22 protein-coding genes and 1 tRNA gene are annotated in these 25,605 nt (G+C 67.8%); 14 read left to right on the top strand and 9 right to left on the bottom strand.

The features are described 5' to 3' along the window. Nucleotides 1–17: 17 nt before the first annotated feature. Nucleotides 18–179, top strand: coding sequence for a hypothetical protein (locus AMYAL_RS49225; protein WP_157358205.1), 162 nt, complete (start codon nucleotides 18–20; stop codon nucleotides 177–179). A gap of 8 nt (nucleotides 180–187) precedes the next feature. Here AMYAL_RS49225 and AMYAL_RS0112720 read toward each other — a convergent pair whose 3' ends face one another. Continuing rightward, nucleotides 188–895, bottom strand: a complete 708-nt coding sequence (locus AMYAL_RS0112720) for a hypothetical protein (RefSeq protein ID WP_020631687.1) — start codon at nucleotides 893–895, stop codon at nucleotides 188–190. Between the two features lie 281 nt (nucleotides 896–1,176). Then, a complete protein-coding gene (locus AMYAL_RS0112715; protein WP_020631686.1) occupies nucleotides 1,177–2,052 on the bottom strand; it encodes a DUF4394 domain-containing protein in 876 nt (291 codons plus the stop codon). A 152-nt stretch (nucleotides 2,053–2,204) separates the two neighbouring features. Between AMYAL_RS0112715 and AMYAL_RS0112710 the strand changes: the two genes are divergently transcribed. Then, a complete protein-coding gene (locus AMYAL_RS0112710) occupies nucleotides 2,205–2,636 on the top strand; it encodes a hypothetical protein (protein WP_020631685.1) in 432 nt (143 codons plus the stop codon). Between the two features lie 15 nt (nucleotides 2,637–2,651). On the opposite strand, the gene AMYAL_RS0112705 is transcribed toward AMYAL_RS0112710, so the two are convergent. The 5 genes from AMYAL_RS0112705 to AMYAL_RS0112685 form a co-directional block, all read right to left on the bottom strand. Further along, on the bottom strand, nucleotides 2,652–5,666 hold the full coding sequence (locus AMYAL_RS0112705; protein WP_245192904.1) for an AfsR/SARP family transcriptional regulator: 3,015 nt from the start codon (nucleotides 5,664–5,666) through the stop codon (nucleotides 2,652–2,654). A 65-nt stretch (nucleotides 5,667–5,731) separates the two neighbouring features. Continuing rightward, a complete protein-coding gene (locus tag AMYAL_RS0112700) occupies nucleotides 5,732–9,718 on the bottom strand; it encodes a TIGR02680 family protein (RefSeq protein WP_020631683.1) in 3,987 nt (1,328 codons plus the stop codon). After that, nucleotides 9,715–10,935 carry a TIGR02678 family protein gene (locus tag AMYAL_RS0112695; protein WP_020631682.1) on the bottom strand — a complete coding sequence of 407 codons (1,221 nt, stop codon included), beginning with the start codon at nucleotides 10,933–10,935 and terminating at the stop codon, nucleotides 9,715–9,717. Before AMYAL_RS0112695 ends, AMYAL_RS0112700 begins: the two co-directional genes overlap by 4 nt. After that, the gene (locus AMYAL_RS0112690; protein WP_020631681.1) at nucleotides 10,932–12,425 is read right to left on the bottom strand and encodes a TIGR02677 family protein; all 1,494 of its coding nucleotides are present in this window, start codon (nucleotides 12,423–12,425) and stop codon (nucleotides 10,932–10,934) included. Before AMYAL_RS0112690 ends, AMYAL_RS0112695 begins: the two co-directional genes overlap by 4 nt. A gap of 87 nt (nucleotides 12,426–12,512) precedes the next feature. Next, nucleotides 12,513–12,878: a hypothetical protein gene (locus AMYAL_RS0112685; RefSeq protein ID WP_245192903.1), complete on the bottom strand. Its 366-nt coding sequence runs from the start codon at nucleotides 12,876–12,878 to the stop codon at nucleotides 12,513–12,515. 69 nt (nucleotides 12,879–12,947) lie between these two features. Between AMYAL_RS0112685 and msrA the strand changes: the two genes are divergently transcribed. Both msrA and AMYAL_RS48405 read left to right on the top strand, forming a co-directional pair. Continuing rightward, the gene (gene msrA, locus AMYAL_RS0112680) at nucleotides 12,948–13,442 is read left to right on the top strand and encodes a peptide-methionine (S)-S-oxide reductase MsrA (RefSeq protein WP_026467009.1); all 495 of its coding nucleotides are present in this window, start codon (nucleotides 12,948–12,950) and stop codon (nucleotides 13,440–13,442) included. Continuing rightward, nucleotides 13,421–13,891, top strand: a complete 471-nt coding sequence (locus tag AMYAL_RS48405) for an MOSC domain-containing protein (RefSeq protein ID WP_084702117.1) — start codon at nucleotides 13,421–13,423, stop codon at nucleotides 13,889–13,891. Before msrA ends, AMYAL_RS48405 begins: the two co-directional genes overlap by 22 nt. Here the strand turns inward: AMYAL_RS48405 and AMYAL_RS0112675 are convergent. Next, the gene (locus AMYAL_RS0112675) at nucleotides 13,862–14,440 is read right to left on the bottom strand and encodes a TetR/AcrR family transcriptional regulator (protein ID WP_020631678.1); all 579 of its coding nucleotides are present in this window, start codon (nucleotides 14,438–14,440) and stop codon (nucleotides 13,862–13,864) included. The two genes, AMYAL_RS48405 and AMYAL_RS0112675, sit on opposite strands and share 30 nt — an antisense overlap. A 78-nt stretch (nucleotides 14,441–14,518) precedes the next feature. On the opposite strand from AMYAL_RS0112675, the gene AMYAL_RS0112670 reads away from it, so the two are divergent. Together AMYAL_RS0112670 and AMYAL_RS48400 are read left to right on the top strand one after the other, a co-directional pair. Continuing rightward, entirely contained in the window at nucleotides 14,519–14,905 is a 387-nt protein-coding gene (locus AMYAL_RS0112670) for a cupin domain-containing protein (RefSeq protein ID WP_020631677.1), read from the top strand. Nucleotides 14,906–15,238: 333 nt separating this feature from the next. After that, a complete protein-coding gene (locus AMYAL_RS48400; RefSeq protein ID WP_245193383.1) occupies nucleotides 15,239–18,484 on the top strand; it encodes a type ISP restriction/modification enzyme in 3,246 nt (1,081 codons plus the stop codon). 64 nt (nucleotides 18,485–18,548) lie between these two features. Here AMYAL_RS48400 and AMYAL_RS0112660 read toward each other — a convergent pair. Beyond that, nucleotides 18,549–18,621: transfer RNA gene (locus AMYAL_RS0112660), tRNA-Arg, on the bottom strand. Nucleotides 18,622–18,991: 370 nt separating this feature from the next. On the opposite strand from AMYAL_RS0112660, the gene AMYAL_RS0112655 reads away from it, so the two are divergent. The 8 genes from AMYAL_RS0112655 to galT all read left to right on the top strand — a co-directional run bounded on the left by AMYAL_RS0112655 (nucleotide 18,992) and on the right by galT (nucleotide 25,595). Then, nucleotides 18,992–19,645: a response regulator gene (locus tag AMYAL_RS0112655; RefSeq protein WP_005155565.1), complete on the top strand. Its 654-nt coding sequence runs from the start codon at nucleotides 18,992–18,994 to the stop codon at nucleotides 19,643–19,645. After that, complete coding sequence (locus AMYAL_RS0112650) at nucleotides 19,645–20,259, top strand: trimeric intracellular cation channel family protein (protein WP_020631675.1); 615 nt, start codon at nucleotides 19,645–19,647, stop codon at nucleotides 20,257–20,259. Before AMYAL_RS0112655 ends, AMYAL_RS0112650 begins: the two co-directional genes overlap by 1 nt. An 85-nt stretch (nucleotides 20,260–20,344) precedes the next feature. After that, on the top strand, nucleotides 20,345–21,037 hold the full coding sequence (locus tag AMYAL_RS0112645) for a response regulator transcription factor (protein WP_020631674.1): 693 nt from the start codon (nucleotides 20,345–20,347) through the stop codon (nucleotides 21,035–21,037). After that, nucleotides 21,034–22,458, top strand: coding sequence for a HAMP domain-containing sensor histidine kinase (locus AMYAL_RS0112640; protein WP_020631673.1), 1,425 nt, complete (start codon nucleotides 21,034–21,036; stop codon nucleotides 22,456–22,458). The genes AMYAL_RS0112645 and AMYAL_RS0112640 overlap by 4 nt, the downstream gene beginning before the upstream one ends. After that, complete coding sequence (locus AMYAL_RS0112635; protein WP_020631672.1) at nucleotides 22,458–22,952, top strand: carboxymuconolactone decarboxylase family protein; 495 nt, start codon at nucleotides 22,458–22,460, stop codon at nucleotides 22,950–22,952. The genes AMYAL_RS0112640 and AMYAL_RS0112635 overlap by 1 nt, the downstream gene beginning before the upstream one ends. Continuing rightward, nucleotides 22,930–23,457, top strand: coding sequence for a signal peptidase II (gene lspA / locus AMYAL_RS0112630; protein WP_026467008.1), 528 nt, complete (start codon nucleotides 22,930–22,932; stop codon nucleotides 23,455–23,457). The genes AMYAL_RS0112635 and lspA overlap by 23 nt, the downstream gene beginning before the upstream one ends. A gap of 258 nt (nucleotides 23,458–23,715) precedes the next feature. After that, a complete protein-coding gene (locus AMYAL_RS0112625; RefSeq protein WP_020631670.1) occupies nucleotides 23,716–24,516 on the top strand; it encodes a DeoR/GlpR family DNA-binding transcription regulator in 801 nt (266 codons plus the stop codon). Beyond that, the gene (gene galT, locus AMYAL_RS0112620) at nucleotides 24,513–25,595 is read left to right on the top strand and encodes a galactose-1-phosphate uridylyltransferase (RefSeq protein WP_020631669.1); all 1,083 of its coding nucleotides are present in this window, start codon (nucleotides 24,513–24,515) and stop codon (nucleotides 25,593–25,595) included. The genes AMYAL_RS0112625 and galT overlap by 4 nt, the downstream gene beginning before the upstream one ends. Nucleotides 25,596–25,605: the final 10 nt, after the last annotated feature.

Raw genomic sequence — 25,605 nt, 5'->3', positions numbered from 1 at the left:
AGCCCTACCATCTGAGAATGAAGATCTCATTGTGGATCGGATTCTGCGGGCTGTGCATCCTCGCCGGGCACATGCTTCTCGGTGCTGTCGGTGTCGTACTGCTGATGAGCTGCCTCCCGGCGGGGCGCGACCACGAATCCGATGACAGGGCACGGAAAACGCCCGCGCGAACTGCCTGAGGAAATCCTCATCCCAGTGAGCTCGCGAAAGCGAGCGCGCCCAGAACCGGAACGGCGATCGCGGTGAGCAACACCGTCCGCCTGCTCGGTTTGGGACTTTCCAGTAATGCACCGATTCCGGCCGGGACCAACGCGACACAAAGTCCGGCGGTGCCGATGATCGACACGATTTCGGTTCCCTTCAGCACGCCGAGCGGCAGAAGTCCCATCGTCGCCAGCCCGATCGACTGGACGACGCCGAGTACTTTCGCGCGATAGGCGGCGAAGGCGAGGACGTACCAGCCGAACATGATGGTGAACGACAGGAAGCTGAACAGATGCAGGTCCTGGTACGACTCGCTGACCACGCTTTCGGCGAATCCGGCCCCGCGTCGCCTGACGAGCCCCAGCGCGGCCTGGTCGATCCCGGCGTGGAAGGTGCGCTCGAAGAGTCCAAAGAGGACGAAGAGACCACCCCACGCGGCCAGTGCCGGCCTGGTGCGGCCGATCTTCGCGGCGAGCACGATGATCGCGGGCCACAGCAGGACGTTGCCCGCGAGGAAACACGTGTACGCGGCCGTCATCAGCGCCGGATGGTCACTCATCGCCTTGAGCTGGTCCGGGAAGAAGAAGTTGAACCGCGACCGCAGCAGCGTTCCGGTGAGCAGCAGGACCGGGCCGAGGATCATCGAGACCGCGGCGACGCGGCGTCCGGGGAAGACGTGATCTGTTTCCATGCCGACGAGCCTGCCGATCCGGCCGCCTGCCCGGATCGGCTCACGGTCTGTACTTCCGGCTCAGACCGTGGGTGGATTCGTGAGTGGTGAGGATGGCCAGCGCGGACCTGTATTTGCCTACCACGCCTGACCTGGGCGAGGGTGGTGGTTCCGCGGCTGTCGGGCTCGACGGTGGAGGATTCGGGACGTTCAACGTCCCGAATCCTCCACACTCGACCGCCACTCGCACTCGTGAGTGGCGAGGATGACCAACACCATCCTCACCACTCACGAATTCTTTCTCAGTTGGTGTCGAGTGCGACGGCGATGTCCCCGATCGCCAGGGGGAAATCACCGACCTTGGTCGCCGCGCCGGTCAGCAGGTTGACCGTGTAGAACGACGACGGCGGGCCCGACGGCGGGTTGAGCACGGCGAACCCGCTCACCGACGTCGTCTTGCCGTAGGTCAGATCGCTGTAGATGTCGAAGCCCGCGATCGGGCCGGCGTTGACGCCGAGCGCCCCGGTCGGGGCCAGGAGCCCGCTGTTGGCAGGCGACTGGATGAGCACCTGGTCGGTGGCCGTGCCGATGTCGAACAACGTGGTGGCGGTGTCGGGGTTGAGGTCGTTGTTCGTGTAGGCGGCGGCCGTGACCCCGGTGGTCCGGCCGGTGGCGGGCGGTGTGGTGAGCGGGGTGTCCACGGTCGTGCCGGTCCCGAAGTCGTGCCGCAGGTTCTGCCCGGTGTCGCTGATCACCCGGAGCCGGTCGGCGGCCGGGTTGAAGTCGACGCCGAAGTTCGTGCCTTCCAGCGGAACGGTGAGCTGCGAAACCTTCTTGAGGATGACCTCGGGCGCTTTCGAAGCCGAAGCCGGGGTCGAAATCGTGTAGATGCCGCCCTTGTTCCCCACCCCGTACAGCTTGCCGTCCTGCACCCGGAAGTCGATCCCGATCAGGTAGGTCTCGCCGCCGGTGAGCCCCTGTACGAGCAGGACCCAGTCGAGTCTCTGGGGGTTGCCCGTGGTGAAGGTGGCCATCAGCTTGCCGTCCGCCGAGATCGCGAACGCTCTCAGCCCGGCGGGTTGCGCCGAACTCGTGCCGGCGCCGCCGACGGCGAGCGACGCCGCGACGGTCACCGTGGTGATCGCCGCGATCAGAACCTTCTTGAGTCGTGCCCTCATGATCCGTACTCCCCTCAGCGGAAACAGTGCGCTCACAAGCTATTCGGCCGCTCTGGACGCCGATTGGACGTCGATTGGATCCGGCGTCCGGCCGCTTGCGGGCGAGGAGGAACCAGCGGAACAGTGGAACGACAACGGATTCAGGGGGAGTAATGACGATCAAGAACGTTCTTGCCGGTTCGGTGGTCCTTTGCGCCGGGCTCACGTTCGCCGCCACCGAAGAGGCGAGCGCCGCGCGGCCGTGCTCGACCGGCGTCAAGACCATCAGGCCGGTCGTGCTCGAAGATCCGGGGAAGTGGACCTATACCTACAACCTTTCGTGGTGCGCGGACGGCGGGACGGTCGTCTGGGCCGATCCTTCGGTGACCCCGCGGGTGCACACCCCGGCCTGCCGCTGGGTCGGCAGGATGGAGGAGTCGCTGCGGAAGCCCATCGTCGAAAACGGCACCTGGACCGCCACCGACACGAGCGAGTTCTCCTGCGGGGACAAGGACGGCAAGGAACACGGCGTCAACCCGTGGGTCATCGTCAACTTCTTCCCGGCGGGCGAGTACAAGGTCAAAAGCGGCATCGACCCCGCGTGAATCAGGCGCGGTGAATCAGGCGCGGAGAATCGACTCGACAGCGGCTGACGCCCGGTTTCGCAGCTCGCCGTAGCCCGCCCGGTCGGCAAGGGCGAGCGCCTGCCGGGCCTGGCCGAGGTCGCCGGTCGCGACGGCGAGCCCGATGAGCGCGTCGACCTCGGGATACCGGTCGCCGGTCTCCCGCAGCAGGGCCAGCGCCTGCCGGTACCGGCGGACGGCGTCCTGCCGGTGACCCGCTCGCTGATGCGCGCCCGCGAGCGCGACGAGCGCCTCGCCCTCACCGCGCGGTTCGCCGGTCTCCCGCGCGAGCCGCAGCCCGCCGCGCGCGTGATCGAGCGCTTCGGTGAGCCTGCCGAGGTCGCAGTACACCGAGGCCAGCCTGCCGAGGGTTTCCGCCTCCCCCGCACGGTTCCCGGCCTCGCGGTGCAGGGCGAGCGCCTTGGCGAGCAGGCCCGCCGCCTCGGCGAACCGGCCGCGGGCGTGCTGCACCTGACCGAGGTTGGCCAGGTTGATCGCCTCCCCGTAGCGCGAACCCAGCCCGCGATACCGGCGCAAGGCCTGGACGTAGTGCGTCGCCGCACTGGGCAGGTCGCCCATCTCCCAGTGGACGAGTCCCAGATTGCCCAGCGCGACCGCTTCCCCGGCGGGCCGTCCGGCGAGCCTGCTCAGCTCCAGCGCACGGGAGAACCGCACCGCGGCGGCCGGGAGCCGTCCGGACTGCCAGTACGCGCAACCGAGGTTGCCCAGCACCGCGGCCTGCGCCTCCACCCAGCCTGACCGCCGGGCGAGCACGAGCGCGCCTGCGTAGTGCCGGACGGCCTCCCGGTACCTTCCCTGGCGGAAACTCAGGTCGGCGAGGCTGAACCGCGCGGCCGCGCGGGCGCGCGGATCGCCGTCCTCCTCGGCGGCGGACAGCGCGGCCCCGGCGGCCGCCCGCCATTCGACCTGGCGTAACGACATCCAGAAGTAGCCGCGCAGGGTGTCGGCCAGCAGCCAGGCCACCGGCAGCGGCCCGGACCGCGCCGCGTCCTCGACGACGGCGACGAGGTTCCCCAGTTCGGCCTCCAGCCATTCGGCCGCGTTCTCCTTCGAAGCGGCGGGAGCGGGACCGTCCGGCACGGACAGCGGAACGCGGAACATGTGCGGGTAAACGATCTTCGCCGCGTTTTCGGCGCCACGCAGGTACCACTCGTGCAACCGGCAGCGGGCGGATCCGCTTTCGGCCGGGGATTCCAGCGAGGTCAAGCGATCGGCGGCGTAGCGGCGAAGCAGATCATGGAAGTGATAGCGGTCCGGCGCGTGCTGCTCGACGAGATGCGCGCCCGCGAGCGTGTCCAGGATCGCGCCCGCCCGCTCCGAACCGGTGAGGGCTTCGACGGCTTCGATGCCGATATCGTTGCCAGGCACCAGGCTCAGCAGCCGGAACACGCGGCGCGTCTCCGCGGGCAAGGCCGCGTAGGAAAGGTCGAAGGCGGTCCGGACGGCGATCTGTTCGTCACCCGGCACGGTGAGCGCGGCGAGCAGATTGCCCTTGCGCAACTCGATGGCGTAGTCCTCGACGCCGTTCCCCGGATTGTCGGCGAGGTTGGCCGCGGCGATCCTCAGCGCCAGCGGCAGATACGCGCACAGCCCGGCCACCTCGGCGGCCGCTTCGTGCTCGGCCCGGATCCATTCGGGACCGAGCACCCGCCCGAGCAACTCCAGCGCCTCACCCGGATCCAGCATGCCGAGGGTGAGCCGCCGGGCGCCGTGCAGGGCGACCAGCGTGGTCATCCGGTCCCGTGCGGTGACCAGCACCAGGCAGCCCGGCCCGGCGGGCAGCAACGGCCGGATCTGGGCCGCGTCGACGGCGTTGTCCAGCAATACCAAGGCCTTCCGGTCGGTCATCAGCGTCCGGTACAACGCGGAAGCGGTCTCCGTGTCCGCGGGCAGGCGTTCGGCGGGAACCTCCAGCGCGGCCAGGAACCGGGTGAGCACTTCGAGCGCCGTCGCCGGCGGACCGGGCGAATGACCGCGAAGGTTCGCGTAGAACTGCCCGTCGGGGAACCGGTCTTTCACCCGGTGGGCCCAGTGCACGGCCAGCGCGGTCTTACCCGCCCCCGCGGTCCCCGTGACGGCCGCGAGCGCCACCGCGCCGCCTGAACCGCCCGTCTTCGGCATCAGTTCGTCCAAAATGGACAGTTCGGTCGTCCGGCCGGTGAAACCGGGCGGTTCCGCGGGCAGCTGCCGGGGCACTCTGGCGGCGGGACGCGGGCCGGGCGGCGGTTCCCCGTCGTCGAGCAGGGCGGCGTGCGCCGCGAGGAGTTCGGCTCCGGGTTCGACCCCCAGTTCCTCGACGAGCCGCCCGCGGACCTCCTGGTAGAGCCGGAAAGCCGTCGCCCGCTGGCCCGCGCCGTGGTACGCGCGGATCAGCCTGGCCTGGGCGGGCTCGTCCAGCGGCTGATCCGTGGCGGCCTCGACCAGCTCGGTCAAGACCTCCTCGGCCGCGCCGATGGCGAGCATCGCGTCGCCGTACCTGGCGAGCAGCGCCCGGCGTTCCGCGGCGAGGGCCACGACCTTCGGATGCGTTGCGAGTGCAGGGACATCGGCCAGCGGTTTGCCGCGCCACCGGCGCAGGGCCTCGCCGAGCAGGGCCGCGGAACGGGCGGTCTCGCCGTCGCGCTGGGCGTCGTTCGCCTCGGCGGCGAGCCCGCGGACGCGGGGCAGGTCGATCTCGACGACGTCCCAGCGCAGCGCGTAGCCACCGCCGACATACGGCAGGATCTCGCTCCCGGACCGCGACGGCCGGTCCGGTTCCAGCAGCCGTCGCAGATGTTTGACATGGGTCTGGAGGACGTTCACCGCGCTGCGCGGCGGCCGTTCGCCCCAGAGCGCGTCCACCAGATCCTGCTTGGACATCGCCTCACCGCCGGCGAGGACCAGCAACCCCAGGACGGCACGACGGCCCGGTGGGCCGAGGTCGACTTCCGCCCGGTCGAGCCACACGCGCAGCGAACCCAGCATTTGGATCCGCACAGCCGTCGGCGCCACTGGCAGGAACGTAGCGAGCCGTCCCGCGCCGCACAAGGAAGGAACCGGCTTTTGGGCCGCTCAGGCTAACGTGGTTCGGCGGGCAGGAGGTCGTGCCCGTTCCAGGTGAACCGGGCCGTGGTGACCGCGTCGTCGCCGTCGCCGCCGGTGATGAGCTGGTGGATCCCGACCCCGCCGAGTTCGGCGTAGGTGCACCACTCGTGGTCCGACGTCAGCATCAGGTCGAGGTCGAGCGCGGACAGCAGGCCGAACACCTGCCCCCGGTTGGTGGTGTCGACGCCGACGAACACCTCGTCGAGCAGGATCACCCTCGGCGCCTCGGGCGCGGCCTGGTAGTGCGCGGCGACGGCGGCGAACAGCGGCAGGTGGAGCGCGATCGCCTTCTCGCCACCGGAAAGCGCGCCGTGCAGCTTTTTGGTCAGCAGTTGCCAGCCCGCCCCGTTCGCGCGGTCCACCTTGACCACGAACCGGTGCCAGGACGTGTAGTCGAAGACCTGCGCGAGCTGCTGCTCCCAGCTGGTCGCGGTGTCGTCGGCCTTCGCCTGTTCGACGCGCTCGCGGAAGAACTTGTGCAGCGACGCGCGGTCCTCGGTGGTCAGCTCGTCCGGATCCTTCAGCAGCAGATCCCGAGCGGTCTTCGTACCCGGCGGCAGATCAGGGGAGACCTGCCACACCAGCCGGACGGCGACCCTGGACGCGGTCCGCACCCGTTCCAGCCGCGCGTTCATCCCGTCGACCAGGTCGTTGGCCTGCCGGATCCGGGCCGCGAGATGGCGGCGGGTCTCCCCGGTCAGCGTCTTGTCGAACAGGTCGCTCTCGCGGCCGGTGATCTCGTGCCTGCTCTGTTCCGCCTCCGCGTAAAGGATCTTCAGCAGTTCGGCCGCGCCGACCCGCAGCCCGTCGACGACGGCGGTGAAGATCTGGACGTCCTCGTCGGTCTCCAGATCGAGTTCCGCGCGCGAGCTGAGCGTGTTCCGGCAGGTGTGGACGGCTTCGGAGAGCCGGTGCAGCGCCTCGCCGAGGTTGCCCGTCGCGTGCGGCACGGACGGCCACGCCGCGGCCACCAGACGGGCCGTGTCGAGCGCCGCCCGCACCCCTTCGGAGGCGGACAGGGTGGCCTGGAACTTCGGCAGGTCCTCGATCCCGCCGTCCGCCGGGAAGACCCCGGTGGCGAGCTTGCGGAACCGGTGCGCGGCGGCGTCCTGCTTCTTGGCGGCGTCCTCACGGGCCCGCGCGTCGTTCGTGCGCCGGACACCGAGGGCGCCCAGCGCCACGGCCAGCTCCTTGGCGCGCGCGTTCGCGGTGCGGAGTTCACCCGAGAGCTCGCGCAGTTTCGTGCGCAGGCCGTCCATCTCGGCGAGCACCTCGCGCGAGCCGGTGCCGACGGATCCCTCGATCGCGTCCAGCATCGCGGTGAGTTTCGTGCGCTCGGCCTCCGCCTCGGAGGCCTCGTCCTCACGGCGGACCGCGTTCCCCGCCGACCGGTCCGCCTGTTCGGCGAACGTCCCGGCCCGCTGGGTCGCCGTGAACAGGTTCCCGTGCTCGTACAACCAGTTCTCGCCCTGGTCGGAGTAGGTGCGCAGAGCCGTGGCGAGCTCGGCCAGCGGCGCGCGTTCGGTCGGCAGCCCGTTGTCGGACGCCTGGCCGGTCAGCTCGCGCAGGGCCGTCTTGGCCTCGGACTCCAGCGCGGAGACGGCCGTCTCCCGGTGCCGGACGGCGGCGTCGGCGGAGGTCAGGTCGGCCTCGGCCGCGGTCATCTCCTGAGTCGAGGCGAGGAGATCTTCGTGACCGGGGCGGGCCGCGCGCTCGATCTTGATCAGTTCGCGCCTGCCGCGGAGCGCGGCCAGTTCGCCTTCCAGCTCGGCGATGGTCTTCTCGCGCAAGGAGATCTCGTCCCGCAGCGCGGCGATCTTCCGCTCACGGGCACGCGAACGAGCGGAAGCGCCGATGTAGGCCGGGGCCTCCTTCGCCCAGCTTCCCGACAGGCTGCCCATCCGCCAGCCGCCGTCCGCGCCGATCGCGGCCGGACCGGCGGGGAGCGCGTCGTCGAACGCGATCACTTCCAGCACCCGCCGGATCTTCGCGGGCGCGAGTTCCGCGTCGGGTTCCGGCACGAGGACGTCGGCCAGCGAACGAACGGAGGCCACCGGGAGGGTCCCGGTCTCCAAGAGCACGTCATGTCCTTCGACGACACCGTGGGAGTTCACCCAGGCGTCCAGCAGACCGGCGCCTTCGAGCGCGGCCTCGATCCCCGCGTGCGCGCTTTCCGGGACCGAGCCCGCGAAATCGACCAGCCGCCACAGCGGCGCGCCGCTCATCTCGGTCCGGTCCGCGGTGCGGGTGCGCGACGGCTCCGGCGTGAGGACGTCCTCCGTCTCGAGCACACCGGCCTCGACGAGGAGTTCGTCGTGTTCGACACGCGCGGTGGCCAGCGCGGCACCGGTCGCCGCCTCCCGCCGCGTGATGTCTTCGAGCACGGTTTCGGCGACCGCGCTGATCCTGCCCAGTAGCGAGACTTCCGCCTCGGCGTCCCGCACGAGCGCTTCGACGTCGGGGAAACGCAGCTCGCGGCAGCCGATCGCCCATTCGGCGAGCCGGGTCCGCAGATCGCTCAGCGCGAGTTCGCGGGTCGCCGTCGTGAGGTCCAGCTTTTCCTGCGCGGCCGCGAAATCCGACCTCTCCCGGTCCAGATCCGCCTCGGCCTGGTGACGGCGGCCGACGGCGCGTTCGTGCTTGTCCAGCGCCCGGCCGACGGCCTCGACCTGGTCGCGCTTGCCGCGGATGGCCGCCTGCAGCAACGGGCGGAGCCGGGCGGCACCGCCCAGTCCGGCGACGAGTTCGTCGTGCACCCCGGCCAGGTTCGCGCGGGTCGCGGCGGCCCGGACCTCGATCTCCTGCGCGCGGACGAGGTCGGTCTGCCGCTTCGCCACCTGGTGCGCCGCTCGCGACCGCTCCTCGTCGGCGTCCGCCTCGGCGCGAAGCCGATCGGCGTCGGCGCGGAGTGATTCCGCCTTCTCCTGCGCGGACAGGGTCCGTTGCCGCAGCTTGTCGAGCTCCTGGCCCTGTTGGTACGACTCGGATTCGGTCAGCCCGGAGAGGCGGGCACTGGTCTCTTCGACGTCTTTTTCGAGCTTCGCCGTGCGTTCCTCGGCGGCTTCCTTCTTCGCGGCGACGTCGTCGTGCTCCTCCGCCGAACGGCGGGCGGCCGCGGCGAGCTCGTCGAGTTCGGTGGTCGCGGTGATGAGGTTCGCGGCCCCCGCGCGCAGGACACGCTGCGCGTAGGTCTTCTGCCGGGCGGCGAGCGCGCGGGTCGCGTCGACCTCGGTCTCCAGCGAGCCCAGCCGTTCGCGCTGCGCGTCGAGCCGTTCGAAGCCCTCGGCGAGATCCGCGATCTCCTGCTGCCCCAGCGGCGGAAGCGCGCGGGAGAGCAGGTTGGACAGCAGGCTCGGGTCGAGCCGCTGCGAGAGTTTGGGCATCCGCAGCTGGAGCAGCGCGGTGATCAGCGCGTCGTACCGCTGCTCGCTCAAGGTGGGGAACAGTTTCGCGCGGATCTCCGCGCGGTACTCGGCCGCGCCGGCGTGCACGGTGCCGTGCTCGCCGAGGGCCTCCTCCAGCGCGTTCTTGGTCAGCGGCTGGCCAGCCTCGTTGACCAGCGACAGACCGTCGCCGACCCGGAGATCAGTGGTGAAGAAGTCGGCGTGCACCGTGCTCGTGTGTGTGCTGGCCTGAAGCCGCGCGCCGCAGGTGAACCACTGGTCCCCGGCCATGCCGAATTCGAGCCAGACGAACCCGACGCGCGTGGCGCCGGAAGCGCCTTCGCCCATCAGGTTCCAGTGCATGCTTCGCTCGCTGGTGCCGAAGGTCGACAGCCGGTTGGCACGCAGGCTCGCGTCGAACAGGAACGGCAGCAGCAGCTCCAGCGCCTTGGACTTCCCGCTCCCGTTGGGGCCGCGCAGCAGCAGGCGCCCGTCGTGGAACTCGAAGATCTCGTCGTAGTAGCGCCAGATGTTGAGGATGCCCGCGCGGGACGGGACCCACCTCGTCACGGTCACGGCGCCTCCTCGTTTCGGTCGGTGTACCTCGCGGCGGCCGGGAGCGGCCGGACGAGTTCGGCTTCGGTGCGGACCAGCCCGAAACCGGTCAGCACGGCGAGCGCGTCGACGGTCAGCCGCCGCACGCCGTCCTTGCCCCGGTAGGTCTTGGCCCAGCGCGGGAACCGTTTCAGCAGTTTGGCGGTGGCGTTGCGCAGGTAGTCGGTCGTCCTCGGCTCGTCGAGCACGTCGAGCAGCAGGAGCGCGGCGACCTTGGCGTTGCTGCCGTCGTCGGGGAACTTCTCGTCGGTGGCCAGCCCGTCGACGTCGACGAGCAGCACACCCTCCGCGCGTTCTTCGAGGACGAAACCGCCCTGTTCCGCGGCACGCCGCAGCAGCTGGCGCCCGGTCGGCGAGCCGAGGTACGCGCGCTCTTCCGCGGTCAGTTCCGCGAAGTACAGCACCGGATCGTCGACGAGACGGCGGAAGACGGTGTGCCGGAGCCACAGGTTCCGCTGGACGTCGGACGCGCTCGGCGTGTCCTCGTGGCGTCCCGACGAGAGGCCGTAGCGCTGCTCGTGCGACACCGCCTCCAGCAGTTCCTCGAACCGCAGCGCGACGTCGTCGGCGGGCACGGCCAGCTGCGACGGCCCGACCGGCGCGGCGAGTATCCGCAGCAACAGGGTCGCGTCGACGCGGAACAGCACCTTCGCGGCAGGTTCGTCCACAAAGGACTCGGCGTCGCCGTCGGCGGTTTCGAGGACGCCGTAGGACTCCAGGAGTTTGAGGACGTCCACGAACGCGAGACGCTCCGCCCTGGAGCTGACATCGAAGGTGGTGACGAGGTCGTCGGCGGCGCTGACGTGCGCGACCCGGTCGGCGAGCAGGCCGATGGTGGTCACCGGAACCGTGAGCAGCTCGGCCGCCACCACGCACAACAGGACGTAACGACGGCGGTCGAACGCCGCGCGCCCGGACCGCTTTCGCCGCGCCGGGCGGGTGGGGTCGGCGGCCGCGCGGACCTTGACCAGCCGGGCATAGCCGAGCCGGGGCTCGACGGTGAGCGTCCAGCCGCAGTAGTAGTCGAACCACTGCCGGATGGGTTCGCGGCGGCGGCGGATGAGGTCGAAGGTCTCAGGGGCGCCGCGTTCGCCGATCAGCGGCGTGGCCAGCAGCGCCCGGATCCCGCGCGCGACCTCTTCGCGCTCCGCGATGACCAGTTGGTTCGTGAGGCTCACGCACGACCTCCGGCCGTGCTGATCTCGATTTCGTAGTCGGGGCCGCGGAAGACGCCGCTCGTGGTGGTCAGCCGCGCCACCGCGCCGGTGCGCGACGGCCGCAGGATGATCTCGATCTGGCCGTCGGACGTCGTGCTCCGCCGCGCGCCGCTCTCGTCGGTGGCGCTGCCGAGCGCCTGGCCGAGCAGATCCAGCAGCCGCTCGAAAACGGTGTGGTCCAGCTTCTCGAACGCCGAAAGCCGCACGGCCCCACCGGTGTCGAGCATGTTCCACGCCGCTTCCAGCTCGGCGCGCTCTTCCTGGGCCCGTACCGCTCTCGCCGCCCGGAGCGCGGTGACGTCGCGGACGCGTCCGGTCTTGGTGAACCGCTCGGTGCGGCCCGCGGACCGGAGCAGCTCCGAGACCTCGACCGGCGGCGCGTCGAGCCACGACGCCGTCGTGCTCACGACTTCCGGGTCCGCGTGGGCGAGATGCGCGTGCCGCGCGGAACTGAGCCCGAACATCGTGGACCACAGGCGATGCAGGTCCTCCTGGGCGGGGACGACGGTGAACCATCGCGCCAGCTCGCGGAAATCGGCGACCGCGCTGCTCGCGCGCCGCCGCGATTCGGTGATCCGGTCCAGCACCTGAAGCAGCGCGACGATTGCCCGCCGCGCGAGGACGTGTAGGTCCTCGACCCGCGGCGTCCCGCCGTCTTCGGGCAGGAACCACGCGCGCAACCCGTCCCAGCGCGCCTTGCGGAGGTCGAGCCAGCGCTGATCCGGATTTTGGAGCGTCGCACCGTTGAGCGCCCGCCGATGCACGAGGTCGATGCCGTGGTCGTCGATCTCCTTGACGCGGGTGGCGATGGTGTGGGTGTGATGCTCGAGGTCGTTCAGGAACTCCTGCAGATACGCGACCGTGCTCGCCTTGACCTCGTGGAACGCCGCGAGGTCGGCTTCGGCGCGCAGCAGCCGCTGGAGTTCGCCGTTGAAGCGCTTCGTGTTGTCCCGGAACGCCTCAAGGTGGCTCTCGGCCTCGGCGAGCGCGCTGAACACACGCCTGTCGGTGCCGTCCTCGAGCTGCTTCGCGAGCTCGCCGAGCCGCTCACCCAGCGCTTCGAGCGTCGCCGTCTGCAGCGCACCGGTGGCGTTGAGCACCTCGTTCGCGCGGACCACACCCGCGTACGCCGCTTCGCCCTGCCTGGTCAGCGAGTACTGGAGATTGCGGCGCTCGTACTCGGACGCAGTCCGGTAGTCGCCCGCGTGACTCTGGACGAGGTCGAGGATCTTGTCGTTCCGCAGCTGGTCCAGAGCCCTGACGAGGTCTTCGTCGCCCAGCGTCTCCAGCCAGCCGACCGACCGCAGCTCCGTGCGGACGTCGTCGATCCCGAGCGCCGTCTCGAGCCGCTCGTTCGCCTCGCCGAAGGCGTGCAGGATCGCCAGGGGGAGCCCTGAGCTGCTGCCGTCGGTGAAACGGAACATTTCGGGCGGTACACGGAACGGATCCATGCGTCCTCCGGCGGATGGTGCGTGGGGTAACACGTTAGGGGGTCACTCAGCTGAGCCTGAACGGCCCATCCTTTTCACGCTGAGTGCTCACGTGGTGAAGAGTTCGAGGCGCACCGTGGTCCCTTGCGCGGTGACCTCGCGGTACACGCGACGGCCGTCGATGAGCTGGTCGTCCTTCATGGCTCCAGGCGCGAAGCGCGACGCTTCGAGCAACTTGGGCACGTCCTCCGGGGGAAGGCTCAGGACGACCACGTATCGCGCGTCGATGCCCCGGTCGTACTGCGTTTCCAGCACTTTGCCGCTCGCGGGCATCGAGATCCCGCCGAACCTGAAGGCTTCTTCCGGGCTTGGACCTGGTGGGGCCGTCGAGCAGCCGGTCAGCAGAAGGGCGAGGACCGCGAGCAGGAGCTTCACCCAGTGTGAGACGCACGGCGGACGTAAGCGTTCCGTCACACTTGGACGGGGATGACAGGGACGGTGCGACACGTTGTACTGGATGTCAACGACCAGAGGAGATCAACAGTGACGGAAAAGGCTGTTCTCGCGGGCGGCTGCTTCTGGGGCATGCAGGACCTGTTCCGCCGGCACCCCGGAGTCGTCTCCACCAGGGTCGGCTACACCGGTGGCGACGTGCCGAACGCGACCTACCGCAACCACGGCTCGCACGCCGAAGGCATCGAGATCGTCTTCGACCCGGCGCGGCTGACGTATCGGCAGATCCTGGAGTTCTTCTTCCAGATCCACGACCCGACGACCCGCGACCGCCAGGGCAACGACCTCGGCGCGAGCTACCGGTCGGCCATCTATTACGCGGACGACACGCAGAAGCAGGTCGCCGAACAGACGATCGCCGACGTCGACGCCTCCGGCAAGTGGCCGGGCAAGGTCGTCACCGAGGTGACCCAGGCCGGCGACTTCTGGGAAGCCGAGCCGGAGCACCAGGACTACCTGGAGCGCATCCCGAACGGCTACACCTGCCACTACGTGCGGCCGGAATGGCAACTGGGCGAGCGCTGATCGTCGCGCTGCACGTCTCTTCCGTGCACGCGTACGAGGGCCGTCCCGCTTTGGGGCCGCGTCCTGACCCGGCGCCGGTCTCGCGCGACCTCGTCGAGGTGCGCGCGGGACTGGGGCTGGTGGGGGACCGGTACTTCAACCACCCCGCGCATCGCTCGGCCGCGGTTACACTGTTCTCTGCCGCTGTGCCGGGCGACCCGCTGCTGGCGCGGCGGAACATCGTGCTCTCGGGCTTCGACGTCGATGCTGTGCCTCGGGGCGCTGTGGTCACCTTGGACTCTGGCGATGGTCCGGTGCGCTTCGAGGTGCACCGGCCCGCGAATCCCTGTGGGTGGATAGACGTCGTCTACCCTCGCGGCACTTTCGCTGCTCTCCGTGGCCGCGGTGGGAAGCGCTGCGTGCCGCTGGACGACGGCGTTCTACGTGTGGGTCCCGTAGAGATCTCTTAGCCCCGCTTTGATCTGCTCCGGCGTCATGCTTTGCCGCTGGTAGACGTAGTGCGCCGCCGCCAGTGGCGCGAGCAGCGCGTCTGCCCTGAAATGGGCATCCGCTTTCGGCGCGATCTCGCTGATCAGCGCGACCAGGTGACTGTGGTGCAGCCGGTATGCGCCGGTGACGAACCGTGCCATCGGCGTCTCGGTCTCCGCGACCATGAGCAACTCGCCGTGCGTCTCGAGCCTGTCGACGTACGCGTCTGTGAAGGCCTTCAGCCTTTGGGCCGGTCGTGCTCCGGGTCCGAGCGGCGGTGGCCCACTGATGAACGCTTCCTGGAACTCGCGCTCGTTCTCGTCGAGCAACGCCTGCGCCAACGCGCCCTTGTCCGGAAAACGGCGATACACAGTGCCGATCCCGACGCCCGCCTCCACCGCGACCTCGTCCAGCGCGAGCCCATCGATCCCTTTGGTCGCAACGAGCTTGGCCGCCGCGCGGACGATCTTCTGCCGGTTGCGAGCCGCGTCCGCCCGCTCTACCGGCCCGGATCCTGCGATGGGAAGCACTCGATGAGCTTAGTCGGTAGACAAGTGGAACTTTCTCCGGTTAGCTAAGTGGAGGAACTTCCACTTAAGGAGACTTGGATGTCCGTCGAGCACTTCACGAGCGACGACGCTTCGACCTGGTTCCAGCGACTTGACCAGCAGATCTTCCTGGCCGACGTCCTCTCGCAAGACAGCCGCTCGGCGATGTCCGTCGGCTTCGGGCGCTACCGCAAAGGCGAGAAGAACCCGTGGAAGATGACCTACGACGAGGCTCTGGTCGTCACATCCGGCGTCTTCACCGTCGAGGGCCCGTCGGGCTCGGTGACCGCCCGAGCCGGTGAGGTGATTTACCTGCGGGTCGGCACGGAGGTCGTCTATGCGGCCGACGAGGACACGGAACTGGTCTACGTCACCTATCCGCACTGGCTGGCAGCGACGGAGTCCTCCGTCGAGGCTCACCGCTTGAGCGACTTTCATGAGGTCTGAAACCCGCTTGTTCAAGTGGTTACAAGGTGAGGGGGAGATCGCAATGATGGTGACGTGCATGTAGTTTGCGTACCGATTTCAACTTGTTATTACCGATACTCGAACGGCGGTAGGTTCGTGCACTTGGTTCTATGGCTGGTGCAAAAGTGAGTAATGGGGAAATTGTGAAAACCCTGAGTGGTCGCGAAGATTGCACTTGTACCCGTTGAGGGGAACACATTTCTGTGGCGAGAGGGTTTCTTAAAGAAAGGATGGTGTATCGGCCGTGGGGAGGCGGGCATGCGTCGAAGTCGGGCAGTCGTTGAGGCCAAGGGTGCCCCAGCCTTGGAGTTGGTGATTTCCGACTTCGGTCGGGCGGTGACACGCAAACTACTCACAGGTCAGGGGTCGCAGGAAGATCACCTGCGAGGGCCGTTCGAGAAAATGATCGCCGCGATCGCAGCGAGTGTTGGGCTCCCGGTGACGACCATCGGCGAGACTCGCTTGCCGGCGCTGGCCCTCCGGCCAGACTATGCGATCGACGTCGCAGGTGCTCGCGTCGGATATGTCGAGTTGAAGAAGCCTGGACATGGCATACCTGGAACCTGGGCAAGGCCTTCCCCTCATGACAAGAATCAATGGGAAAAGTTCCAACTTTTGCCCAATGTTCTCTACAGTGATGGTGAGCAGTTCGCTCGCTACAAGTTCGGCAAGCTACAAGGGGAAGTCGCCCGTTTGACTCCTGGGCTCGACCGGGCGGGCGAGAAGCTGCATGCGGAGAACGGCGGCTTCGCTCGTGTCATGACCAACTTCCTGCTCTGGGAGCCGGAGCGGCCGCGGACTTTGAATGACTTGGTGCGGTTGACGTCGAACCTCTGTCGTTTGCTGCGGGACGATGTCATCGCCGAACTGGACCGAGAGCGAAGCGGCCGTACTCGACAACAGACCTTCAGCCTGCTTGCGATGGACTGGCGGCAGGTTCTTTTTCCGAGTCTGACCGATGTTCAGTTCGCGGACCAGTACGCGCAGACGATCACCTTCGCGCTTCTGCTGGCCAGGGTCGAAGGTGTCAGCTTTCAGGGGCGTTCGATCGGCGAGATCGCCAGGTTGCTTGGGAAAAAGCATTCACTGATGGGGCGAGCGCTCACGGTGCTCACCGATCAGCCGGAAGATGAGTTGAGCATTGCACTCACGACAATGATCAGGGTATTGAGTGTTGTCGACTGGGGAGAATTTCCGGACGATTCTTACTCGATGTTGTACGAGAACTTTCTCGATAACTACGACCCTGCATTGCGTCGAAAAAGTGGGGTCTACTACACTCCGGCAGCTTTGGTGTCGTTCACGACTCGGTTCGTTGACGAGGTGCTGCAAAAACGGCTTGGCCGTCGATTGGGGTTTGCCGAACGAGATGTGATCGTGGTCGACCCGGCGATGGGAACCGGAAGTTTTCTGGCCGAGGTCGTCAATACGGTTGCGGCGACCGTCGAGATCGAAGAGGGGCCGGGCGCGGTCGCTCCGCATCTACGTGAACTAGCAACGAGGCTGATCGGTTTCGAAAACCAAGCGGCTCCGTACGCGGTCGCTGAATTACGAGTGCACAGTTTGTTGAAGAAGCGTCATCGATCCGAGGTCCCTCATGGCGAACGTAGGTTCCTTGCCGATACTTTGGATGACCCTGACGCGCAGACGCTGCCGTTGGGAAAGATGTACGAGGCGATAGATCGGTCTCGACGGGGAGCCAACCAGGTTAAGCGCGAGGAGCCCGTGATGGTGGTGCTTGGGAATCCGCCTTATGGTGACAAGGCCGGTGGTACTGCCCCATGGATCGAGGATTCTGGGGTTGGCAAGGACGCTCCGGGCCTCAAGGCCTTCCGGAAGATCGGGAACGGGCGTCATGAATATGTACTGTCCAACAAATACATCTATTTCTGGCGCTGGGCGACTTGGAAGGCGTTCGACGCACATCCTGGACATCCATCGGGGGTCGTCGCCTTCGTTTGTTCCGCCAGTTTTCTGGCTGGTCCTGGCTTTGTCGGGATGCGTGAGTATCTTCGCCGGACGGCTGACGAGGGATGGATCGTCGATCTCACCCCTGAGGGGCATCAACCGCCTATGAAAACCAGGTTCTTTCGCCCGAATCAGCAGCCGATCTGCGTCGCGGTGTTCATCCGTCGAGGCGGTCCGGAGCCAGGTAAGGCCGCGCGAGTGCATCGAATTCGTGTCGAGGGTGATGTAAGTGTCAAGGCTGAGGCCCTGGAGAGTTTGGGTATAGACGATCCTCGATGGCAGGAATGTGTAGATGATTGGGCTGCGCCGTTCGACATCGGCGAGTCTGATACCTGGTCGTCCATGCCTTCTGTCATTGATCTGATGCCATGGGCTTTACCCGGAGTGAAGCCAAACCGAACATGGGTGTATGCGCCGGAGCCCGAGACTTTACGCAAGCGTTGGGTGACGTTGATCGCTGCGTCGCGGCCCGAGAAGGCGGCTCTCTTGAAGGAGACGGGTGATAGCAGGGTAAACGTCGAGAAGGCGCAGACGCCAGGGATGGCCAAGCATGTCGGTACCCTTGGCGCCGAGTCCGGTACGCGTGCTCCTTTGTGTCAGGTCGCGCACAGGTCCTTCGATCGCAAGTGGGTGATTTCGGATTGCAGGGTTCATGACAGGCCGAGGCCGCCGTTATGGTACACCCACTCTAGTAAGCAGATTTTTGTTGTCGAACAGCACGCGCATCCTATAGCGTCTGGACCGGGATTGGTCTTCTCGGCCCTGATTCCGGACATGCACTTTCATTCTGGCCGTGGCGGGCGGGTTCTTCCGCTGTACCGCGATGCACGGGGGACTGCGGTCAACGTAAGTCCTGGACTGCTTGGATACCTATCCGCCCGGCTGAAATGTTCAATACTGGCCGAAGACCTAGTAGCCTACCTGGCCGCTATCACTGGGCATGGGGGTTTCACCAGACGCTACAGGGACGAACTCAAGCGCCCCGGCGTGCGTGTACCGCTCACGAGCAGTCGCGCTCTTTGGCGGGCGGCAGTGAAATTGGGGCGCGAGGTGCTGTGGTTGCACACCTATGGGGAGCGATGCGCTGATCCTGAGGCGGGCCGTCCTGAAGGGGTGCCGCGTATGGAAGCGGATCGGCCGGTCGTGCAACTCGGAATATCTGACTTGCCAGAACGAATGCCCGAGAAACTTCAGTATGATGACTTGAACCGTACGCTTCATATCGGAGAGGGTGTAATCGCGCCGGTCTCCCCCGAAATGATGGCTTTCGAAGTCGCAGGTATGCCGGTCCTGAAGCATTGGTTCGGTTATCGCAAGCGAAAGCCGGACGGAACCCGCTCGTCTCCGCTCAACGACATCGTTGCCACTCATTGGACGCCAGCCATGACCACTGAGCTACTTGATTTGCTGAACGTGCTGGGGTGCTGCGTAGCCTTGGAGCCGAGTCAAGACGCCCTTTTGGCGAAGATCGCGGCTGGACCGCTGATCACGGTTGAGGATCTCGTGTCATCTGGGGTGTCACCCGCTCCGGAAGCAGCGAAAAGGATGCCCAAGCCCGATCATGGAGATGATCTCTTCAGTGATCGCTGAGCTGGTTGTATCGCGAAGCGACCTTAGAGCTGCCGACTCCCTTCGAGTCCGTGATCCCGAAGAGTGCCCCCGGCAGGATTCGAACCTGCGACACCCGCTTTAGGAGAGCGGTGCTCTATCCCCTGAGCTACGAGGGCATGTACTGCCAGGCACAGCCTAGCGCGTAGCTACGCGTAGCAGCACAGGAGGGCGAAGGCGCCCCTGAGGAGAGCAAGCGGCCAGGCCGGTGAAAGCCCGGAATGACCCGAACGGCGGTTGTGCACCCAACCCCCGAAGGGATCAAGGCGAGAACCGGACACTGACCGCCTAGTGACACTCGACCTGCGGATCCGTCCCCGAGCACGCACACTCACACCCAGGAAACAGGGTCTGAATCGAGAGCTAGATCGACACAGATGACCCGCAGGGGTCACTCGTACGTGTCTGGTTTCGAAACCCTGAACAACAGTAGGTAATCTTCGTTAACGGGACGCGAGACGCCGCTCCCCCGGCTGCCGGAGGGCTTCGTTGATCAAGCTCATGTTCGCCGACGACGAGGAACTGGTCCGTTCGGGCCTGCGTGCCATGATGTCCGGCGCTGCCGACATCGAGATCGTGGGCGAGGCGAGCGACGGGAGATCAGCTGTCGAGGTCGCCCGGCGGTACCACCCTGACGTCGCGTTGCTCGACATCAAGATGCGGGCGCCTGACGACGGCATTCGCGCGCTGAGGGCCATTCTCGCGTTGCCTGATCCGCCGACGGTGGCCATGTTGACCACGTTCGACATCGACGACTACGTCAGTCTCGCGCTCAGGCTCGGGGCCAACGGCTTCCTCCTGAAGGACATCGACCCGGCGGCGCTGCTGAGGGCCGTCCGAGACCTCGCCAGGGGTGGCGCGGTGCTCGATCCGGGGGTCGCGGCGCGCATGGTCCAGTCGCATCGGGACGAGCAGCGGGCGGCGCAGCCGGCACGCAAGCTGCTCGCGTCGCTGTCCGAACGGGAGCGTGAGGTCGTCGGGCTGATCGGCCAGGGACTGTCCAACGCGGAGATCGGCGGGCGCCTGCACCTGTCCGAGGCCACGGTCAAGGGCTACGTCTCGGCCGTCCTGTCCAAGATCGGCGCGGCGAACCGGGTGCAGGCCGCGCTGCTGGCCTACCGCGGTGGCCTGCTCGACCAGTAATGATCCTCACCGCGCTCGAGTTCCTCGGCTTGATCGCGTTCGCCGCTTCGGGGGCGCTCGCGGCGGTGCGGTCCAGGTTGGACGTGTTCGGGGTGGTCGTCGTCGGGTTGACCACGGCACTCGGCGGCGGGGTCATCCGTGACGTCCTGCTCGGGATCACGCCGCCCACCACGCTGCGGACCTGGCCTTATCTCGCGGTGTGCGGCGGGACGGCGCTGCTCGTGTTCGTCTTCCATCCGCAGATCGCGAAGCTGCGGCGCGCCGTGCTGCTCGCGGACGCGCTCGGGCTCGGGGTGTTCGCGACGGCGGGGACCACGATCGCGTTGAACGCGGGCGCCACCCCCTACGCGGCGTGCCTGATCGGGATGACGACGGGTATCGGAGGCGGTGCGGTGCGTGATCTTCTCCTTCGGGAAATCCCGCTCGTGCTGCGGAAGGAGATCTACGCGGTCGCCGCTCTCGCGGGGGCCGTGCTCGTCGTGATCGGTCACTCTCTGCGACTGCCGCCGGGGGCGGTGACGGTGGTAGCAGCTGCCGTCGTGGTGGGGGTCCGAATGCTCGCTTTGTGGCGCAGATGGAACGCACCCGTTGCGAAAGGGCCCGAGACCGGCTGAAACGTCTTGTGGACTGCCGAAGTCTCTTTGTTTGTTCTGTGTGTGTTCTTAGGCGAGTCTCAGCACTCTGCGTAAGACTGTCGTCATGCGCATCCTCGTAGTGGACGACGACAGGGCCGTCCGTGAATCACTCAGGCGATCCCTTGAGTTCAACGGGTACCAGGTGGAACTGGCCGGGGACGGCGCGCAGGCCTTGGAAGCGATCATCGCCAACAGACCCGACGCGATGGTCCTCGACGTGATGATGCCGCGGCTCGACGGCCTGGAGGTCGCCCGACGCCTGCGAAGCACCGGTGACGACCTGCCGATTCTCGTCCTCACCGCGCGGGACACCGTGTCCGACCGGGTGTCCGGCCTCGACGCCGGCGCCGACGACTACCTGCCGAAGCCCTTCGCGCTCGAAGAGCTCCTCGCGCGCCTTCGGGCGCTTCTGCGTCGTGCGATCCCGGATCCGCAGGCGGGGCAGAACGCCGAGATCCTGTCGTTCGCGGATCTCACCTTGGACCCCGGGACGCGTGAGGTGCGCCGGGCAGGCCGGGAGATCAGCCTGACGAGGACCGAGTTCGCCCTCCTCGAACTGTTCCTCTCGTACCCGAAACACGTCTTGACCCGTAGCCGGATCCTGGAGGAAGTATGGGGATACGACTTCCCGACGTCGGGCAACGCGCTGGAGGTCTACGTCGGCTATTTGCGCCGAAAGACCGAGGCTGGGAACGAACCGAGGCTGATCCACACGGTGCGGGGAGTGGGCTACGTGCTGAGGGAAACCCCGCCGTGACCGAGCCGGTCCAAGTCGTCGACGCGTCCGAAAAGGATCCGCGCGGCGACCGCTGGGGCACGCGGCGGTTCTCGCTCCGCGGCCGGGTGACGCTGCTCGCGGCCGCTTCGGTCGCGGGCGCGGTGGCGCTGGTGTCCCTCGGCGCGTACCTCGTCGTGCGCGACAACCTCTACCAGCAGGTGGACGACAACCTCCTCGCCCGCGCGCAGGCCGCGGTCGATTCACCGCAGGTGCAGACCGAACTGCAGCAGGTACCCGGCGCCTTCCTCGCCAGCGCGGACCTGCAGATCGGCCAGCTGACGGTCGGGGAAAAGGTCCGGCTGACCTATCCGCAGTCCGGGAGCCGTCCGCCGTACGGCGAGGACGAGATCGCGGTCGCCTCCGGGGACAAGGCGTTGTCGCTGCGCACGGACCCGAAGACCGACAGCCGCGTCGTGGCCCTCCCGCAGGGCGCGGGGCAGGCGATGGTGCTCGCCCAGTCGCTCGGCCCGACCAAGCGCACCCTGAACGAGCTTTCGGTGGTCCTCTTCCTGATCGGCGGCGCCGGGATCCTGGTCGCCGCGGCCGCGGGGACCGCCGTCGCGAGAGCGGGCCTGAGGCCGGTCGACCGGCTGACGTCGGCGGCGGAACGCGTCGCCACCACCGGTGACCTGCGGCCGATCCCGGTCAGCGGCGACGACGAACTCGCCCGCCTCACCCAGAGTTTCAACACGATGCTGGGCACGGTCGCCGAATCGCAGGAACGGCAACGGCAGCTCGTCGCGGACGCCGGTCACGAACTCCGGACCCCGCTGACGTCGCTGCGCACCAACCTCGAGCTGCTGCTGTCCGCGAGCAGGCCGGGCGCGCGGACGCTGTCCGACGAGGACCGCAGCGACATCGAGGCCGACATCCGCGGCCAGCTCGACGAGCTGACCCAGCTGATCGGCGACCTCGTCGAGCTCGCGCGCCAGGACGAGCCGCGGATCGAGCACGAGCGGGTCGAGATGGTCGACGTCGTCGAGCGCGCGCTGGACAGGGCGCGCCGCCGCGCGGGCGAGATCGAGTTCGACGTCTCGCTCCAGCCGTGGGTGCTGACCGGCGACACCAGCGCGCTGGAACGCGCGGTGCTGAACCTGCTGGACAACGCGGTGAAGTTCTCGCCGGAAGGATCGACGGTCGGGGTCCGGCTGTACCCGGTCGGCGACGGCACCGCGGTTCTGGAGGTCGAGGACGCCGGGCCGGGGATCGCCGACGAGGACCTGCCGAAGGTGTTCGACCGCTTCTACCGCTCGTCCGAGGCGCGGACGCTGCCCGGTTCCGGGCTCGGCTTGGCGATCGTCCAGCACGCGGCGCAGCGGCACGGCGGCGACGTCTACGCGGGACGCGCTCCCGCGGGCGGCGCGCTGATGACCTTGCGGCTTCCAGGCGCCCCTGCCTGATGGGTGATTACGACAAGGGGCTCGAGCTGCTCCGGCTTCTCGGCGGCGTCGAGGATCCCGCTGTGCTGGAGCTGTTCGACGCCGTTCAGGCGGCGGACTACGGCAAGGAGGCCGTCGCCTTCGTCTACGGCGGCGTCTACCAGCGGCCGGGGCTTTCTCTGGCGCAGCGGCAACTGGTGACGGTCGCCGCGCTGGAGGCCTTGGGCTACGCGGAGGCGCAGCTCGCGTTCCACCGTGCCGCCGTGGTGAACGTCGGCGGCGACCTGGAGCAGGACGACGAAACGACCCGGCGGCTCAAGCGGATCGCGGTGTACGCGGCGAAGGGCGGCGTCGCGCCGGAGCTGGCCGACGTCCTCCAGGAAGCGAGGGACGCAGGGGAGCTCAGGGAGGCTGTCGAGGCGATCCTGCATCTCGCCGTCTACGTGGGCTTCCCCGCCGCGCTCAACGCGCTCGCCATTACGCTGACGGGTGATGAGCACCGAGAACGCGCCTGAGATGCCGCCCCGCCGTCTGCTGTGGACCCTGCTGGTGGCCGCGGTGCTGCTGGCCGCCGACCAGCTGACCAAATGGTGGGCCGTCGACGCCCTCACCGATCGCGCGCCGATCCCGGTGATCGGCGACTTCATCCGGTTCCGGCTGCTCTACAACCCTGGCGCGGCGTTCTCGCTGGGCTCGGGGTCCACCTGGATTTTCGCGATCCTGGCCGCGGTCGCGGTGGTCGCGCTGCTGTGGATCTCGCGCAAGGTCCGTTCGGCGGGCTGGGCGATCTCGCTCGGCCTTCTGCTCGGCGGCGCGACGACGCATCTGGGCGACCGCCTGTTCCGCGAGCCCGGCTTCGCCCGCGGTCATGTCGTCGACTTCATCGACTACAACGGCTGGTTCGTCGGAAACGTCGCCGACATCGCGCTCTTCTTCGGAGCCGTGGCACTCTTCGTGCTCAGCTTCCGCGGCGTCCCGATCGACGGCGTCAAGCAGGCCGAAGAGACCCCCGCGGAGTAACGAGACAGAACTCGTTTCCTTCGGGTCGGCGGTTGAAAAAGAGTCGCGGGCCCGATTCCGCTTCGACCAAGACCGAAGGGTCTTCCTCGGGGCTGGAAAAGCCGAACGAGCGAAGGCGCTCAAGCTCTTTCTTCGTCATAGGGTGCGACTTCGTAGCCGTCGAGCGCGGCCGCCCAGAAACGGGCCAGCGGCTCGTCGCGCCATGTTTGATCGTGTAGGATTTTGTGTAGTTGATCCAGTATAGTCATCGGAGGCTTCGTGCTCGCGCGGCAGCGACAGGCGGTGATCCTCGAGGAGGCACGCCGGACCGGGGCGGTCCGGGTCAGCGACCTCGTCACCAGGCTCGGCGTTTCCGATATGACGGTGCGCCGCGACCTCGACGTGCTCGCCGGCCGGGGACTGGTCGAGAAGGTCTACGGCGGCGCCACCTCCATCGTCGGCAAGAGCACCGACGAGCCGGGGTTCGAGGCGAAATCCGTGCGCCAGCGTGCTCAAAAGGAGGCCATCGCCGCCCTCGCCGCCGGGCTGGTCCGGCCGGGCACCGCGATCGGCATCTCCGCGGGCACCACCACCTGGACGCTGGCCAGGGCGCTCGACGAGGTCCCCGGCCTGACGATCGTCACGAACTCCATCCAGGTCGCCGACGTACTGCGCGGCGCGAACCAGCCGGATCGCACGGTGGTCCTCACCGGCGGCGTCCGCACCCCGTCGGACGCCCTCGTCGGGCCGGTCGCCGTGCAGAGCCTGCGGTCGCTGCACCTGGACGTCGTCTTCCTCGGTGTGCACGGGATGGCCGACGGCCCCGGTTTCACCACGCCGAACCTCACCGAATCCGAGACCGACCGCGCGCTCGTCGAAGCGGGCCGCAAGCTGGTCGTCCTGGCCGACCACACCAAGTGGGGCATCGTCGGCATCTCCACCATCGCCGGGCTCGAAGAGGCCGACGTCGTCGTCACGGACGACGGGTTGTCCGACAATGCAAGGGAAACGCTCACCGAGCAGTCGGGTGAGCTGATGATCGCCGAAACGGCGGAGACGGCTGAGGCTGAAGAAGCGTGAAGCGCACGGTTAGGCACCTGGCCGACGGCCGGGAGATCATCTATTTCGACTCGCCCGGCGCACCCGACCGCACCGCCGAGGACACGCGAGACCTGCCTCAGGTCGCGGCGGCGTCGGAGATCCGGCGTGACCCGCTGACCGGCGAGTGGGTGGCGATGGCCGCGCATCGGCAGACACGGACCTACAAACCGCCCGCCGACCTGTGCCCGCTGTGCCCCACGAAACCCGGTAAGCCCAGCGAGATCCCGGAGCCGGATTACGACGTCGCGGTGTTCGAGAACCGCTTCCCTTCCTTCTCCCGCACTGTCATCGGCGATTCGTCCACAGTGGACGGCGCGGGCCTGGTGCCGATCGCGCCGGGCGTCGGCCGCTGCGAGGTCGTCTGTTTCACCAGCGACCACGACGGTTCTTTCGCCGGGCTGACCGCGAAGCAGGTCCGCGCGGTCGTCGACGCCTGGGCCGACCGCACCGCCGAACTTTCCGCGATGGACGGTGTCGAGCAGGTCTTCCCGTTCGAGAACCGCGGTGAAGAGATCGGCGTGACCCTGCATCACCCGCACGGTCAGATCTACGGCTACCCGTTCGTCACGCCGAAGACCGAGCGGATGCTGGAGGTCGCTCGCGCCTACGAGGCCGAACACGGCCGTCCGGTGATGGGGGACGTCCTGGCCGCCGAGCGGGAATCCGGTGCGCGGGTCGTGGTCGCGGGCGAGCACTGGACGGCGTTCGTGCCGCCCGCCGCGCGCTGGCCGGTGCAGGTCCAGATCGTGCCGCATCGCCAGGTGCCCGACATCCCCGCGCTGTCGGACGCCGAGCGTGACGACTTCTCCGACGTCTACCTCGAAGTCCTTCGCCGCTGCGACGGGCTCTACGACCGGCCTTTGCCCTACATCGCGGCCTGGAACCAGGCGCCCGCCAAACGCGATCGCGAGCTCGGCTGGCTGTACCTGGAGGTGTTCTCGGTCCTGCGGTCCAAGGACAAGCTGAAATACCTGGCCGGGTCGGAGTCCGGGATGGCCGTGTGGATCAACGACGCAACCCCCGAGCAGATCGCGGACAGGCTGCGCGCCACCCCCTGACGGGGCCATA

The organism is Amycolatopsis alba DSM 44262 (assembly GCF_000384215.1).
GTDB lineage: Bacteria > Actinomycetota > Actinomycetes > Mycobacteriales > Pseudonocardiaceae > Amycolatopsis > Amycolatopsis alba.
Note: the sequence above shows the minus strand (reverse complement) of the source record. Positions and strands in the feature narration are given on the sequence as shown.

Coding starts and splice junctions, on each gene's coding strand:
- AMYAL_RS49225 (WP_157358205.1), top strand. CDS start 18: ATGAAGATCTCATTGTGGATCGGATTCTGCGGGCTGTGCATCCTCGCC.
- AMYAL_RS0112720 (WP_020631687.1), bottom strand. CDS start 895: ATGGAAACAGATCACGTCTTCCCCGGACGCCGCGTCGCCGCGGTCTCG.
- AMYAL_RS0112715 (WP_020631686.1), bottom strand. CDS start 2,052: ATGAGGGCACGACTCAAGAAGGTTCTGATCGCGGCGATCACCACGGTG.
- AMYAL_RS0112710 (WP_020631685.1), top strand. CDS start 2,205: ATGACGATCAAGAACGTTCTTGCCGGTTCGGTGGTCCTTTGCGCCGGG.
- AMYAL_RS0112690 (WP_020631681.1), bottom strand. CDS start 12,425: ATGGATCCGTTCCGTGTACCGCCCGAAATGTTCCGTTTCACCGACGGC.
- AMYAL_RS48405 (WP_084702117.1), top strand. CDS start 13,421: ATGGCAACTGGGCGAGCGCTGATCGTCGCGCTGCACGTCTCTTCCGTG.
- AMYAL_RS0112670 (WP_020631677.1), top strand. CDS start 14,519: ATGTCCGTCGAGCACTTCACGAGCGACGACGCTTCGACCTGGTTCCAG.
- AMYAL_RS0112650 (WP_020631675.1), top strand. CDS start 19,645: ATGATCCTCACCGCGCTCGAGTTCCTCGGCTTGATCGCGTTCGCCGCT.
- AMYAL_RS0112645 (WP_020631674.1), top strand. CDS start 20,345: ATGCGCATCCTCGTAGTGGACGACGACAGGGCCGTCCGTGAATCACTC.
- AMYAL_RS0112635 (WP_020631672.1), top strand. CDS start 22,458: ATGGGTGATTACGACAAGGGGCTCGAGCTGCTCCGGCTTCTCGGCGGC.
- lspA (WP_026467008.1), top strand. CDS start 22,930: ATGAGCACCGAGAACGCGCCTGAGATGCCGCCCCGCCGTCTGCTGTGG.